Here is a 14,924-nt window from a genome sequence, read left to right on the forward strand (position 1 = left end):
ATTTACAGCGCGTCCTTGATCTCGGAGGGCACCATGCTGTGTTTGGGCAGAACCAGTCCCAGCGGCAGGGACGCCGCGAACGCGGTGTCCTGCGCGCCGTAGGCCCGGCGCAACAGCACCCGGGCAGTACCGGAGGTCTGTTCAATGGCCGCGACCGCATCAGGGAGCCGTTCCTTATCGGTGACGGTGGCGGTGACGACCATGCCGAAGTTCACCAGCCCGGCGCCTTGGGCTTCTTCCTGCGCGGTCTGCACGGCGGAGCGGGCATCGACCAGGGCTCGGGCGGACGGCCGGTTGCCGGAGGTGATGCGGACGTTGGCGTTGTTTTGGTCCCGCTCGACCACGGCGGCGGCGCGGGCGGAGTCCATCGGCCGGTACAGCAGCGAGATCCGCTTCCGGTCAACGTCCCCGTGCGGGGCCAGCAACCGGGACAGGACCGAGGAGTTCACAGACCCACGCGGGGCACCGGTCATCGTCCACGAAGCGGAGAAGGCGCTGTCGTGCCGGTAATCGTCCCAGCTTGCCTGCGTCGCGGTGGGACCGACCTCACCCCAGGTCAGGGACACCGGAGAACCGGCGGCGTGCGCTTCATCAATGATCAAAGCAGCGGGCGGGTCGTAGGCGACCCGGACGACTTCGCAGAGTTCCTGCGCCGACATCGGCCGGGCAATACCGGCGCCCGTGGACTGCAACCGGGCCGACAGACCCGGGATCCGTGAAGCGAGGTCGCGGGCAACATCTTCGGGTGTGCGCTTCTTCGACCCGACCCGCAGGGAGGCGTTGAATGTCAGGGACACCCAGGCGCGGACCGTGGCCGATCCTTCCGGGTAGGTGTCCACGACCTCGCGCAGAATGGCCTGGGCGAATGCCGGGGCGTTGGGGTCGATGTTCATTTCCACTTCATTCCGCAGCCGGTAGCCGGAATCGGGGGCGGTCTCGACCGTCACGGCTGCGGCGTCGAGGCCAGCTTCATCGGCGAGGCCGGCGAGCCAGCCGCCCCAGTTCGCCACCCACGCGTCGACCTGTTCAGGGTCAACCAGGGAGGCTCCGTCAGGTTCGGTGGAGAAGATCACGGTGAAGTGGCTGGTGGTTGGGAAATGCAGGAGGGCGAACGGGCGCTTGTAGGAGTCGGTGAACTCGTACAGGGTCGACTTCGCCGCCAGCCCGGGTAGCTGGTACATGCCCCACTCCGTCACACCCAGGGGCCCGGAACGGTAGAGGTTCGTTCCGGAGGACGTGGCGAGCCGAAAGCTCATCCGGGTTCCGAAGCGGTCCACGACGGACTGGCCGTGCTTGTCCTTGACCGTCAGCAACAAGGCACAGGCCCCGGCAATGGCCAGCACACCAAGACCAACAAAGAGGCCCCAGATGGCGAAGCTGATGATGCCCAGCAACAGCCCGGCCATGACAATCCCGGTGCCGATAGCACCAAGGTTGCCCAGACCGGCTGAGCGCGGTACGCGCCAGTTGCCGTAGGACGGTTCCTTGTATTCGGTATTAATTGCTGCCACTGGGGCCCTCCCCGGTTGAATCCTGCGCGGTCTTTGCGATTGCCTGCGACGTCCCGGAGGCCACCTGTGCCCCGGCAGCTACGACCATCCCGGCCGGCCAAGCTGCTGCTGCCCCAGTCGCCGCTCCTGCAGTGCCGGCGGTTGCCCCGGCCCCTGCCATGCCCGCTTTGCCTGCTGCCGCAGCGCCAGCGGCTCCACCCGGACCGGTAGCGCCCGGTGTAGGCTGACCTCCCCCGACTCGGGGACCCGACGTTCCGGCGCTGCCCTTCGGGGACGCGCCTGGCTGGTTGCTCTGCGTCGTAGCCGGCGTCGGTGAGGCGTTGCCCCTCCCGCTGCCACTGCGGCCCATGGACACAGCACCGGTGGCCATGGCCCCAACGGCTGCCCCGGCCCCTGCTCCCCCGCCGGAGGCAACAGCCCCCACCATCGGCGTGACGAACCGCATCAACGCCGGGAGTGCGAACAAGGCAACGACCATCAGTGTGAAACCCGTGATGGAACCGATCAGGGGGACCTGACTTTTGTTGCTCATGAGCAGGAATGCGACCGAGTACACGATCGCGGCCGCTGGCTTATAGAGAATGAAGGCGATGGTCCAACCAACTGCCTTCTGAAACCACTGCCTTCCCATCTCCGTGTTCGTGAAAGCGGCCGTGGTGGGCAGGATGCCGGCCAGGATCACCAGCATGCCGCTGCGGACCACCATCAGCACGATCTGGACGAGGGAAGCAATCAGGCCAATCAAGCCCAGGACAATGAGAATAAATACTCCGACACCGGTCTGGTTGGTCATAACGAGGATGCTCATCGCCTCAGCGAAACCCTTACCGTCCGTCGAACGCTCGACGATGGCGGCAGAGAAAGCATCAGCCGCGATTACCAGAATTGAGATGACGCCCAGGCCAAGGCCGGACACCAGGGTGAGCGTGAGCAATGAACGGAGCAGGTCTTTCAGCGGTGCCCCGCGCTGTTCCCAGATCATCCGCATGCCGCCGAGAATGACGGCGAAGACCGCCAGAGCCAGCGTCCAGGGCATCAATTCGCTGTTCACAATTGCGACGACAGGGCTCGGTTCCGTTCCGTCGCCGCTGGCAAGGTTCACCGTGGGCATGGAAACCCAGAACGTAGACAGTGCCGTCACCATCTGGCTCATGCCATCCAAGATGGCGTTGGCCATGTTGCCCATAGCGTCGTCGGCTAGGTCGGATACGACGTTGCCGGCGACGCACGTCATGTCCCCCAAACTGCACTCAGCCATGTCAGACGCCTGACCAGAGAATGAATCCGCTCAGATCACTGAGTTGGGCGACACCATTGAATATTTGGCCGTCATCGGAAGCCTTCACCTTCCAGTCTCCGGCTACCCATCGAAGCGAAAGAACTGAATGTGCCAGCGCACCGTTCGGGAGTTTGATAGCCAGATCGACGTCTGCCTCACTCGGGCTGTAAGACTTGATTAGGAAGCCGCTGACCTGAGCGGTCTCACCGCTTCCCGCAGTTGAAGTCCGCGTCTTGGCCGCCTTAATAGCCGCATCACGTCCGGGGCCCGGCACCAGAAAATTCTCGGCGAGCTTGAGCTCATCCTGTGTTCCGGATGAGCCAAGGGCGATCATGTTGGCGGCGGCGTAGAGTGCGCCCGTGGGTGAGTTAGCGAAGCAAGACCGGAACCCGTCCTCGCCCGTCACGCCGGGCCGAAAGTCTTGGGATCGGTAGGTGCCGCCATCTTCCCGACGAGTTCCCACTTGGTCTTCGGTGCTGTTCCCAGGGCTGTCTCCGACGAGGCGGGCAGTCCGCAGACACTCGCGCCAGCTGCAGCCGAAGCACTGGGACTGGCTGACGAGGTGCTGCTGGGCTCCGCCGGGGCGGGAGCCGGCTGTGCGTTGTCCTGTCCCTTAGGAAGCAGGAAGATGACGAGGGCTGCTGCGATCAGCGCTACCACCAGCGCGGCAGCAATGATGAATCCGGGTTTGGTGAACGGATTGCTTTCGGTGGTGCTCTCTGTTGACTGGCTCATGGTGAACCTCCCGTTGTTGGTGTTGGTTTAGACGAAGGCGCGGACGATGCCGGAAGCGCCGGTGATGATGATGCAGCCCATCAGGACCCAGCCGAGTTTGCCGATGGCTTGGGCGCCCTCGCCGCGCTGGAGCTGGATCACCATGCCAATGCCGACGATGATGACACCGAGCACGCCGAGGACCAGGCCGATGCCGGAGGCCCAGTTCAGGACCAGGAGCAGCCCGTCGGCTTCGGGAGGAAGGGTGGGGGTGGGGTTGGGGATGACGCTGGCTGCAAGTACGAGGGGGTTCATGGTGAGACCTTTCAGTGGGTGGTGCGTGGTGTGGTGTCGTTGGCCAGAGCGGCTATGTCAGTGATGAAGCGTTGGTACTCGCGGGCCGGTGGTCGGGCTGTGGAGTCACCGTGGCGCCAGGCCTCTACCCAGGGCAGGGTCCAGAGCCGGGGCGCTCCCCCGCCGACGATGGTGGCGAAGTCCCGCAGCGCTTTGGGCGTCTTCCCGGGCGCGTCCGCGAGGATGGCGAGGCCGAGCAGATCAACTTCCGGTGAGGCGCCGGAGGCCCATTGGGTCAGTGCACTCCTGGCGGTTGTCACGCCGCGGATATCTGCCCGGCAAACCAGAAGCACTCTCGGCTCACTGCAGTCCTGCAGGACTGGCCAGCAGTGATCGGTGACGCGTGCCCCGTGAAGGAGGTCAGCGATTCGGCTTTCGCCGGATCCCCCGTGGGTGCCGGTGATCCACAACGCGGCAGAACCGGTCATGGTGCGGCGTGCCAGGCGGTCTGCAGCGTCGGGTTCAACCATGCCCCTTAGCGGTGAACTAATGACGGCCGCCGGCGGCCTGTGCGCATCCGGGGCTTCCTGTGCCGCGCTGTCGGCGGCTGGCTTGGTGATCCAAGGGTTCAGAGACTGTTGCATGGTTCCTCCTTCCAGAGTCCGTTGGTGAGTGTCTTAGAAGCCGTCGGCGACGGCGGCCGCCGCAGCCAGCCACGCCCGCTGCGTGGCGGGCTGGAGGGCTTCATAGCGGATGGGGCCGTTGACCAGGGCCGGATCGTAGGGAATCCGGACGACTGCCCGGACGAACGGCTCGAAGCCGTCCGCGATCCGCTGCGCCTCATCTTTGGCCCGCTTCAAGGCATCCCCGGTCATGCTGCGCTTGGCGTCCGTGGATTCGGAGACGATCACGACGGCATTGCGGGCGAGCTCGGCGTCGTGTCCATCACGGGATTCCAAGGTCTGCAGCGTCAGCCGGGCGGCTTCGGCGCGGTCCTCGATGGCTGTCACAGGCACGACGAGCTGGTTGGTGTGGTCGATCATCCGCCGCCAGTTCGCTGCCCGTGCGGTGTTGCCCGAGTCCATGACCACCAGCCGGTAATAACGGGTGAGGACCTGGTGGGCGATGTCGACTTCCTCAGCGGTGACTTCGTGGTCGCCTTCCTCGTTCTCATCCGAGCGCAGGACATCGAACTTGTCGGCGGTCTGGTGGTGAACGAACTTGGCAATTTCTGCCGCGTTCGTTGCCGGGGAGAGCAGTTCGGCCGAGGAATCGATCAGGTCCAGGACGCTCCGGTCATGGGACCCCTTTTCCGTCCGCCACCCCAGGGTGCCCTGGGACTCGTTGTTGTCCCACGCGACGGTTGCGGCCCCGCTGTAACGGGCAAGGATGGCCGAGAGCATGACCACCGTGGGCGTCTTGTTCGCCCCGCCCTTGCGGTTGACCACGGCAATGGTCCGGGGACCGGGCCAGTGCTGGCTCACGGTGCGAATGTCCTCCCGCTCGGAGAGCTCTTCGGTGGAGGGGTCCATCCGGAACCCCAGGCGCGTCAGCGCCCCCCGCCAACCCTGTGTGGCCGGTTCCAGCACCGGGGCGCTGACCAGGAACGAGGTGTCCTTCAAACTCCGCCGGGTCGGCGGTGTCTCCTCAGCGACAACGGCGGTGTGCGGTTTTGCTGTGGCGGCAGCCGTCTGCGGATCCGGCTTGGCCGGCACGGGGGTGATGTCGGACGCGACCCGGGTGGGCGGCCACGGCTGCAGGTCCGCGGTCGCGGCAGGGGCCGGGACCGCAGTGGGTTCTGCGGGGGCGGCTGGCTCGGGTGCAGGAACCGGGACGGTATCAATCATGGTCGGAGCGACGGTCTCGGGCGTGGTTTCCGGAGCTTCTACCCGGCGGCGGGCGGGGCGGGCCTCATAGGAGACAGATTCAATCTTGTTGTCCGGGTGCACAATCAGTTCACCGTGCCCTTCGGGATCCTCGATCTGGACCCTGACGGGGCGCTGCAGCGTCTGCGCCTCGCCCACCACGAGGGCCAGGGCATTGTTGCGAAGATCCTGCAGGGACTCCCCGTCAGGAACGCTGCGGGAATTCCCGGCGACGACGACCTCAGCGGTCCCGTTGTCGCGGACGATGGCCCTGATCTTCGGAAAGGCCATGACCTCGGTTGATGTCGTAGTACTCATGAACTTCTTCCTTACGTGTGTGAGATGGAGAGGTGCGGCGCTTAGGACAAGGGTGGGGTGAGGCGGTTGACCTTCCATGCGGCTTCCTTGCCCGTGCGGAGCAGCTGCACGGTGTAGGTCCCGGCGTCGGTGGGGACCTCTGCCATGACTCCGTAGCCGTTGGCTTCATCGACTGCCAGTGCTGCCGGGCCGGTGACGCGGCTGGCCGGGATGTTGGCCGGGTCCACGACGGCCGAGTAGTCGGCGGTGGCCTGGGGCGTCAGCCAGCGGGCAAGATCGTTGGCCCACTGCCTTTCCTCCACGGCCGGGCGGGCGAAGTCAGCCATGGCCTTCTCGGCGACGTCCACCGCCTGATCCTCGCTGGCCTGATCCCAGGAGATGCCGATAGTGGCGGGGACGGTGCCACCGGGTGCCTGGGGGCCGCTGTTGGCGCTCAGGGACACGGGGGCCGACGGCGTAGTGGTGGTTGATTCTGCCGGTGCCGGCGTGGTGTTCGCTGCCGGGGCGCACGCCGCGCAGAGCAGGACCGCGGCGAGCAGGGCCAGGGGCTTTTTCACTTCTTCTCCTCTTGGGTGGGCAGGTACAGGAAGGCTGACGGGACGTTGTTGCTGACGGTCCGGGTGTAGTAGGTGTGGTCATCCGGGGGCGGGTTGCCGTTGTAGCCCTCCTCGACGAAGGTCCCGTCATCCCTGACTTCTTTGACCACGGCAACGTGGCCGAACTTCGGGTCCGCTCCCCCGGCACCGGGCGCGTACCAGACGACCGCACCGACGCGGGGGGTCCCGCCGGTGGGCCAGCCCTTGGCGTCCCAGCCGCTCTTCCAGGTCAGGGCCGAACCGAGGCCCTGCCCGTCCGGGCGGAAGGTGCCGTTGAGGACCTTGAACGGGGCGCTGGTGGAACCCATCTGCTGGTTCACCCGCCACAGCGCGAAATCCACACACTCGCGGTAGAACATTCCCAGCGGTGACGCGGCTGCTGAGCCTGCGCCGACCTGCAACCAGGTAGGAGAGTCTTTCCACGGGTAGTCATCCCCGGCACCTGACTGGCCAGGAACGGCACAATCGCCGCCTTCAAGGGCGGACTTGCCGTTCGAGAGTGCCTGGACGATTTTGACGGCCTCGGGCCAGTACTTCTGGTAGTGGTAAGGGTCGGCATTGCGCTGGACCTTGTTACCGGCGATGGTCGGCTCCAACAGCTCCCAACCTTCAACAGCCTGCAGGGCCTTAATGAAATTCGTGGCGCTGATGGCCGGGTCCATGCGGTCCTGGTAGGCACCCCATGCGCCGTTGTCGCGCTGCTGGAACAATCCACGGGAGTCCGGGCCCGGTCCGTCGCCGTAGTCGAGGACACGCAGCCCTGACTCCCCCAGGGAGACCATGATGCTGATCATCTGACCCTTGCCGGACAACTCCAGTGCCTTACCGGCGCCCATGATCGCCGCGGCGTTTTTCAGCTGTTCCTCGGTGTAGCCCTCGACCTTGGTGTTGCCGTCCATGACGACGGAAACGGCCGGGCCACAGCCGGCCGCAGCAGGCGTCGGCCCGAAGAGCAGAAGGATCGACAGGATCAGGCCCAGGAAGAGCGTTGGCACAATAACCGCAGTGCCGATCAAAAGTCCTTTTTGCTTCACGGCCGCTTCCCCTCTCGGCTGTCCTGGCGGACACCTGCCATCACAAGCATCATCTTTAACGTGATGCTAGCATCACCAAAAATATGTTGGTGCTTCATGAGGGTGTGGCGGTGGGTAAGAATTGACGAATGCCCCGCACCTACAAGCCACTCCCCGGGCAGCCGCAAGAGGCTGCACGGGCTTTGAATGTGTTCAACGCCAACGCCCTGCGTGCGGCTGTTATCAGGGATCTGGCCCAGCATCTTGACGGCGATACGACGGGAAGTATCGCTAAGCGCATCGGCGTGGACTACCGGCAGGTCTACGCGCATATCAAGATACTTGAAGCCGAAGGGCTGGTCTCCGCTGCCGGCGACGTCGGTGTCCGCAACGGGCAGCGCGTTCACTACTCGATAGACCTGGGCAGGCTGCGGGAGCGCGGCCTCGTCTACATGAGATATCTGTCGGGAGAATAGGCGAGTGCCGCAGCACGCGACGATGAAGCGCACGCCGAGATTTTTCGCACAGGCGGGAGTATCGAGAGTTGAGCATTCGGGGGCGGCGGCGTGAGCGCACATCTGAGGTGCGGACTCTGCGCGTGCGTAGCCCCTACTACCCCCCAAGCCTGTCGTAGGGCCTACACCTGAGATGCCACTCAATGTGCATGGTCAGGCCGTGGTGGGCGCTTGGAGCATGTCATGCTCCAAGTCTACTGAAAAAAATTCAGTAGTGAAAATTTTTCAGTTAGGAGGACTTTTTTTCTCGGGTCTGGGTGGAAGGTTTCGGAGAGCTTCAGTCACGGCACGAAGAGCATCCACGTTCACTTCGCCCAGAACCCGCGCCGCGAAGTGCTCTACCTCGGCAATGCGGTAAGCCTCTATCAGTCGGAGTTCGGCCTCCACCCGCTCCGGGATGGGACCGCTGCGTTGAAGCAGGTAGTTCTCGTCAACGTCAAAGAAGTACGCCAGTGCCTTCAGTAGCGCCGGATCCCAGCGGTTATCAGGAGAGCCGGCCAGCAGCCGATGCCAGCGCGTTCTTGTGAGCGTGAGCCCCTGCTCCGCCAGGCCCTGTCGAACATCTTCGTAGGTGAAGCTGTCGGCGTCCTTGGCATGAACGATGTCCAGAAGAAGCTGGATTTTCGATGCGAGAACCTCTTTATCGCTGCGAGGATCTATAGGTTTGTCATTCGAATTCACGCGTGATCCTGCTCCCGGCCAGCGAGGGCGGCCACACCCCGAGGGCAGCGGCCTGCCATTAGTAGCGAAGTCACAGCCCCCCTTTAATTCCGTCATCGTTGAGGCCTCTTGTTAGGCCTTGGCGGCTTCGTGAGATGCCACATGAAAATCAGCCGACAATGAGAGTATATGAGGCTCCGAAAGCGATGACGCCGGTTATGAACCCGGCAATGACCTGAGGAGCTGAGTGGTCCCGGAGATAGACCCTGGACCAGCAGACAAGCGGGGCCGCCACAACGAACGGAAGCCCCAGCCAGCCGAACATCAATGCAGCTGACACGGTCGCGCCGCCCAGTGTCATTGCATGCCCCGAAATCTTCCAGATCGGACTCACCAAAATGAGTGCCACAATCCCGCAGAGAATCCCGCCAATTAGGCCCCAGACTGATTGGGGTGCCCCCAGGATTGAGAGGATGGCGCAGCCAAGCAGTGACGATCCCAAAGTCCAGAGCATGACCGGTCGGCGTTGTTTCTTGTCTCCAACATGATGGTCAGTCAGCTGCCCCCTCTTGGCCAGCAACAGTACGACAGCAAAAGGCACCAGACAGATGAAAAGCGCGGCGATAATGCCCGACCAGATAGAGACCACCCACTGGTCACTCAGCAGAGAAGCCAAAATCAGCAGGAGGGACAACACCAGTGGCGGCTGCGCGACCTCAGTTGCGGACCTGGCCACACGCCCAATGGCTGATGAGGACCTCTCTTCGGTGGAACGGGTAATGATTTCTGCTGTCACTGAGGGGCCTTTACCGGCAGCACAGATTCCAGAGAACCGACACCGCCATCAAATCGGGCTTGGACTGCGTCTAGGACACGGTCGGCAAGCAGGGGTATGGATCGGTCGGAGAGAGCGACCTTGTGGTCGCTGGAGCGGATAACGTACTCATACAGGCGTGCGGAGGGATCCTTCGCATAGAAGCTGCTCACGATGCTCGCCAGCCAAGCTGTCCGGGATAGACCCCAACATGCTCTGCCCGCGGTGACTGTAAGAAAGACCAAGGCGGCGCGGTCCCAAAACTGCAGCTGGCGCCACGCCCTAACAAGCGGGGGGATCCCCAAGCCGAGAGACGTGAGTAGAACCCCACCGTAAAACAGCGGATTGAACAAGACGTACAAGATCTGGTGAAGTGACGTGCCGCCCACATCAAGGTGCAGAGTGGTCATGTATGCGATCTCTTCGACCGACGCGAGTGCGACCAAGGCCATGCCGGATGCGACAACTCGTGAACTCACTCGGACAGGGAGGCTTTCCTGAGTCCGGAGGCATATTCGAAGCACGGACACCGCCAACAATGCCAAAATGCCCATGTAGACGCTGGCATAGATGAAAACCGGCATCTGCCCGACATTCTCCGGCACGTAGCTTAGGGTCGTCGGAACGAACTGCTGGGACAAGAATGGAGCGCTGATGGCAAGAGCGGCGAGACCGGCAGCGATAGGTCGGTGGCTGAAGCGGACTCGATACTTATCATCCGGTGAGTAGGCCGCGAAGATTCCCTCGCGAACAAGCCAGACGGCGCCTGTGACACACAAATTGCGAACAAGGTGAAGGAGATTAACGCCGCCAAGTGCCGCATCGAGAGTTTCTTCGGGCACGATGACACCTGTAGAAAAGAGGCCGAGGGTACCGATCCCGATGGCGCCAAGAAAGGCCGTTGAGGATCCCCAACGGGCTACAAAGTACAGGCGGAAGATAAATACCGTTGACAAGATCCAGAAGGCAGCAGAGATCATAGGCCGAACACTCGCTCGGCTTTCGTGGACTCCTTCTCGGGTGTAGCGTACAGCGCCCGCGCCAGGCCGTAGGCCAAGTTCTCGGCCGCAGCTTCGGCTTCGTCCAGGGGAACGTCTACCGCACGGCACATCCAGCTCACACCGTTCCGCTTACCAATACCGGAAAAGAAGGCCCCTGCGATCAGCCCGTCGAGTGGCTTTCCCTTATGGCCCAAGAGGATGTGGCTGAGTTCATGCAACACGACGTGAACGCTCCACGCCTTTCCGCCCTGACGGTAACGGACAAGGCCATGCGTCGGAGTATCGATCCACTGGCCGGTGACGCGTTCCCCAAGGCTGTCCAGTGTGCATTCCTCGAAGACCAGACGTTTACCGTACTTCTCTTCAACTGCAGTCACCACGTCGCCCAAGTCCGGGTACGCCGGTAGATGCAAAGTCTCGATGACGTCCGCGGTCAGTGCGGCCTGTTGCATATCCAATCGGCTCCAGTAATCCACTGAAAAAATTTCAGTAATGTGTACTATGAAATCAGCGCAGAAGCGCCTCGGCAATCGGCTACCTTACCAAGGTCCCCGCTGCGGCGCTTGTCATTCCTACTCATCGAAGGGCTTTTGATGAACGTCCGCTTGAAGCTAGACAAGCCTTTGGCGAAGCGAACGCAACGAAGACCTCTTGGCCCCAAGCTTGCACATTGTCTTACGAGTCCCCGAGGATGCGCTCTCAATAGCATTCCTCAAGCCTTCCGGCCGGACAGGCCGAGCTCGCCAAGCCATTCTGCAGGCGCGGCCAAGGAATCTGAAAGGGAATATACAAAGAGCTCGAAGTCACAAACGCGACACGCTTCCGTTTTCTGAAAACAAATCCCGGGGCACCTCATGGCCCGGTGATAGCTTCAGAGCAGTCGCAATGACAACCCAGTCAGTGTGACCGGCAGGCAATACAACGATGAAGCTGTAACCGCCTTGGCGGGTACAAAATTCAAAGGACACAGCACATGACGGCAGTAGCAGTAAATCGAGGCGGCGGGCGCCCCAGCAAAGGCCTGCGCAAGTTCATTGGTTTCCGCACCCAAGAACACACTGCTGACGGTATCGCCAAGGTTGCAGCCCACAAAGGCTTGACCGTCACGGAATACGTTCTATCCGTTGTAGAGCCAAAGCTGCAAGAGGACTTGGCCGCGCTCGACGAGGATGACTACCAGCAGGAGCTGCCCATCCGCATCGCCTCATAAAAAGAGAAGGCCCGCACTAGGCGGGCCTTCGAAGCTTGAGACTTACCCTCTGGATTGCTTGCCGGCGGATCAGATTGTAAGTCGGGGAGAGCCTAACCAGGCCATCCTTTGTGTTGCTATGAAACCGATCTGGCAGGATCGGCCCTTTTTCGTACCTTCATCCCCGAAAGGATTACCCACATCGTACATCAGCACGTCTCCGTGCTGCCAGCACGCCGGGCCATTGGCGTGTCAAGGCAACCAGACGACCCCGCCAACGTTTGGTCGGCGCTAGCACCTTTGCTGGCCGGCCAGCCCCGCGTACGACTGTCCCGCGACGCCGGAAAGACTTATCCACAGAAACATGAACGAACCCTAACACCAGCACTTCCGGCCTTCCCTGCGGCAGTCCGGATCTTCGGCAAGGACGGCACGTGCGCGGCGATCTTCCTTGACTTTGACTCCTCAGTCGCGGGCATTGACCGGGTAGAAGCCGATGTCCGCGCCGTTCAGACCTGGCTGCATTCATGCGGTGCACGTTGGATTGAGGACTACTCCCCCAACGGCGGACGACACGTCTACATCCCGCTGGAGAAGCGAGTCACCTTTTCGGAAGCCCGAGATCTTGTAGAGGCCTTGGGTAACCGTCACCGAAGCCTGGACAAGTCCCCTCACCAGAACCTTTTGCACGGCTGCATGCGGACTCCAGGTTCTCCCCACAAGCGCGGCGGCCATCAAGAACTGGCCATGAGCCTCAGCATGGCTTACGACGTCGCCCGCCGACCCAACTCAATTTCTGTCTGGAAGGCTATGAATGCCGACCTAGCCCGGGAAATCAGCGCCGTGCGTGCGCTGCGTTTGGAACAGACCATCCCACCGACGGACGCCGAGGCACCCAAAGTCCAGCACCCCACCGGCCGGATGTCCCGGGCTATGCATCAAATGGCACAAACAGGACTTTATGACGCGAACCGCTACGCGACCGACTCAGATGCCCGGCAGGCGATCCTCGTCGGAGCAGCAGCAGCCGGGATGGAACTGACAGATGTGGAACGCCGGATGATGCAGGGCACCTGGCCAGGGTTGGCCTCTTTCTACGCTCGCTACGCTTCCCGGCACCGTAGCCAGGCTCTGCGCCGCGACTGGCTGGAAGCTGTTGCTCACGTAAAGAAAAACCCAGGATCCAAAGCAGGAAAGAACAATGCCCGTAAATCCCCCACAAGCCAGCCAACTACACACGCCCAAGGGAAACAAGCAACCCTGAACTCTACGAATTCCGATGCCGAGCACCGGAACATCCGAACGTGGCGCAACGCGCTACGACTAAAGGAGCACACCTACACGGACTCGAGGACCGGACTGGCTCGCAGAATGGTTCTGAGGTCGCTTGGGGAGGCTGCACACATGACTGGCTCCAGGTTCGTGGAATTCGGTGTCAGATCGATCGCAATCGCTACCGGACTCGATCACACGACTGTCGGAGCCCATTTGAGAGCGCTGCGGGAAGAGCGCGACGGCTTGGTGACCCGGGTCGAGGAAGGCCGCGGCACTAAAGGGGATCTCTACATGCTTACCGTGCCGGAGGATGTTAAGGCGGCGGCTGAGGACTTGACCTGGCAGAAAGGGAAGATCCATGCGATGAGGCCCATATTCCGCGAACTAGGCCTGCCCGCGGCTTTCGTTTACGAGGCATTGGAGCACTCCCCCGGTCTGTCGACAGCCGGCATCATTAGGTTGACTAGGCTCTCCAGAACGGCTGTCAGCGAAGCGCTCGAGGTAATGGCCGCCTGGAACATGATCGCGCGGGACAACAATAGATCCTGGTCAGTGGTACCTGCGACATCCTTAAAGGACCTTGCCGAGTACTTCGGGGTCATGGAAGCTGTCGCCGCGCAGTTGCATCGCTACCGGATAGAAAGAATCCTCTGGAAGGAGTGGCTGTCAAAGAACGTCACCACCGTCGCCGAGCTCCTCTCCCCCGGTGAGGACTATCCGTGGGAGGACTTCGAGGGTCCCCCTGATGAATGGGCACTGGCGGATTTGGCATTCGCCAGAGCTGGCTAGAGACCGTTGGCGGGAGACATGTGGCCATTCCACCGCTAAGTATCGAGCGTGCCATTCGGAGTTCGATCACGTATCGACTCAAGCTCCACTGATCTTCGCGAGTTTGATCGTTGCACTCTTGTATGTGTCTGTTCTACTTCATGCCAACGCTTTACAAGTGCAGTTTTACTGCCTTTCTACTGTTCTATCCACTGCATGACAACTTGGTTCGTGTTGTTGAGCGGGCCGGAGAGCTGCTGAGCACCGTAGGTGCGCTACGCAGCTCGGATTACAGAGGTTTTCTCCGTAAACGCCGGGTCTGATGCCTAAGTAAGCGAGGTTTCTCTGCGGGCGCCATGTACTGCCGTTGGGTAGAGACCGGACTGGCTATAGGAGGGATCAGGCGGCACCTGAGCACCCGCCGCCGTGCTGAGGACAGCCGCCCTTCCTTGAGCCGTGGCGGCGGCCCTGTACTCCATCGCCTTCAAATGGCCACACTCAACCCTCCTTACCGTAGGGACCGTCGGCGGCCGCAGTATTCTCCAAAACGGAACCATGGTTGCGTCGCGATTTATGAACGCGACGTTCGGCGCCGGACGGACTGGATAGAAATGGGCGGATCGCGCAGCTATCGGGACCTATGGTGAATACGGTTGGGCCCCGCTAGCTCGTGTCCGCAGCCGGGGATACGAAGTCCTCCTGTCCGGAGAGTCGGTGAGGTTCACGGTCGAATACGCCAAACTTGGCTCAACGCTCATCCCTGTCAGCCCGGTGGTTCGTCTACGTCGATCCTGGCTCCGGCAGGGTTTTATCTCGCGGCCAGTGGTCTCTGCAGCGTCGCCAGCATCGGCAGGGTCGTCCTTGACGCCGGAGGGTCTAGCCGACAGGAATGGTGGCGGGGCCTCGCTGCACAACGCCTGGGCACGTGCACCCGACTCCCCCGAGGCAGGTGGTGTTTTGTTTCTATTGCCTGTTTGACTCTCTGTTGACTGCATAAACTACTGCACTTTGGCCGCTGTTGGAACGCTGCAATAAATGTGTAGCTACTGCGTCGTTTGGTGCTTCGTAAGTGCTTAGTTACTGTGCTGCAGGTCTCTTGGTGGATTGCTAAC

General features: G+C 62.0%; 14 protein-coding genes and 1 pseudogene. 3 read left to right on the plus strand and 12 right to left on the minus strand.

Annotated elements, in window-relative coordinates; genetic code table 11:
• Positions 1-2: 2 nt before the first annotated feature.
• From GUV69_RS21810 to GUV69_RS21845, 8 genes and pseudogenes are all read right to left on the minus strand, one after another.
• Complete coding sequence (locus GUV69_RS21810) at positions 3-1,511, minus strand: SCO6880 family protein (RefSeq protein WP_164206895.1); 1,509 nt, start codon at positions 1,509-1,511, stop codon at positions 3-5.
• Positions 1,498-2,769: a TrbL/VirB6 family protein gene (locus tag GUV69_RS21815; RefSeq protein ID WP_164206897.1), complete on the minus strand. Its 1,272-nt coding sequence runs from the start codon at positions 2,767-2,769 to the stop codon at positions 1,498-1,500. Before GUV69_RS21815 ends, GUV69_RS21810 begins: the two co-directional genes overlap by 14 nt.
• Before the next feature lies 1 nt (position 2,770).
• Positions 2,771-3,525: pseudogene (locus tag GUV69_RS23715) on the minus strand (DUF8175 domain-containg protein).
• A gap of 27 nt (positions 3,526-3,552) precedes the next feature.
• On the minus strand, positions 3,553-3,819 hold the full coding sequence (locus GUV69_RS21825) for a hypothetical protein (protein WP_164206899.1): 267 nt from the start codon (positions 3,817-3,819) through the stop codon (positions 3,553-3,555).
• Positions 3,820-3,830: 11 nt separating this feature from the next.
• Positions 3,831-4,442, minus strand: coding sequence for a DUF6668 family protein (locus GUV69_RS21830; RefSeq protein ID WP_164206902.1), 612 nt, complete (start codon positions 4,440-4,442; stop codon positions 3,831-3,833).
• Between the two features lie 33 nt (positions 4,443-4,475).
• Positions 4,476-5,981: a ParA family protein gene (locus tag GUV69_RS21835; RefSeq protein ID WP_164206904.1), complete on the minus strand. Its 1,506-nt coding sequence runs from the start codon at positions 5,979-5,981 to the stop codon at positions 4,476-4,478.
• Positions 5,982-6,022: 41 nt separating this feature from the next.
• On the minus strand, positions 6,023-6,538 hold the full coding sequence (locus tag GUV69_RS21840; RefSeq protein WP_164206906.1) for a hypothetical protein: 516 nt from the start codon (positions 6,536-6,538) through the stop codon (positions 6,023-6,025).
• A complete protein-coding gene (locus GUV69_RS21845) occupies positions 6,535-7,611 on the minus strand; it encodes a CHAP domain-containing protein (RefSeq protein WP_164206908.1) in 1,077 nt (358 codons plus the stop codon). The genes GUV69_RS21840 and GUV69_RS21845 overlap by 4 nt, the downstream gene beginning before the upstream one ends.
• A gap of 128 nt (positions 7,612-7,739) precedes the next feature.
• Between GUV69_RS21845 and GUV69_RS21850 the strand changes: the two genes are divergently transcribed.
• Positions 7,740-8,066: an ArsR family transcriptional regulator gene (locus GUV69_RS21850; RefSeq protein ID WP_164206910.1), complete on the plus strand. Its 327-nt coding sequence runs from the start codon at positions 7,740-7,742 to the stop codon at positions 8,064-8,066.
• A gap of 264 nt (positions 8,067-8,330) precedes the next feature.
• Here GUV69_RS21850 and GUV69_RS21855 read toward each other — a convergent pair whose 3' ends face one another.
• The 4 genes from GUV69_RS21855 to GUV69_RS21870 form a co-directional block, all read right to left on the minus strand.
• Positions 8,331-8,786, minus strand: coding sequence for a hypothetical protein (locus tag GUV69_RS21855; RefSeq protein WP_164206913.1), 456 nt, complete (start codon positions 8,784-8,786; stop codon positions 8,331-8,333).
• Between the two features lie 148 nt (positions 8,787-8,934).
• Entirely contained in the window at positions 8,935-9,561 is a 627-nt protein-coding gene (locus GUV69_RS21860; RefSeq protein ID WP_244292941.1) for a phosphatase PAP2 family protein, read from the minus strand.
• Positions 9,558-10,559, minus strand: a complete 1,002-nt coding sequence (locus GUV69_RS21865; RefSeq protein ID WP_164206915.1) for a hypothetical protein — start codon at positions 10,557-10,559, stop codon at positions 9,558-9,560. The genes GUV69_RS21860 and GUV69_RS21865 overlap by 4 nt, the downstream gene beginning before the upstream one ends.
• Positions 10,556-11,056, minus strand: coding sequence for a hypothetical protein (locus tag GUV69_RS21870; RefSeq protein WP_244292943.1), 501 nt, complete (start codon positions 11,054-11,056; stop codon positions 10,556-10,558). Before GUV69_RS21870 ends, GUV69_RS21865 begins: the two co-directional genes overlap by 4 nt.
• Positions 11,057-11,553: 497 nt before the next feature.
• On the opposite strand from GUV69_RS21870, the gene GUV69_RS21875 reads away from it, so the two are divergent.
• Together GUV69_RS21875 and GUV69_RS21880 are read left to right on the plus strand one after the other, a co-directional pair.
• Positions 11,554-11,790, plus strand: coding sequence for a hypothetical protein (locus GUV69_RS21875; protein ID WP_164206917.1), 237 nt, complete (start codon positions 11,554-11,556; stop codon positions 11,788-11,790).
• 201 nt (positions 11,791-11,991) lie between these two features.
• Positions 11,992-13,833 carry a helix-turn-helix domain-containing protein gene (locus GUV69_RS21880; RefSeq protein WP_164206919.1) on the plus strand — a complete coding sequence of 614 codons (1,842 nt, stop codon included), beginning with the start codon at positions 11,992-11,994 and terminating at the stop codon, positions 13,831-13,833.
• Positions 13,834-14,924: the final 1,091 nt, after the last annotated feature.

Source organism: [Micrococcus luteus] ATCC 49442, assembly GCF_010367585.1.
GTDB classification, from domain to species: domain Bacteria; phylum Actinomycetota; class Actinomycetes; order Actinomycetales; family Micrococcaceae; genus Arthrobacter; species Arthrobacter luteus_A.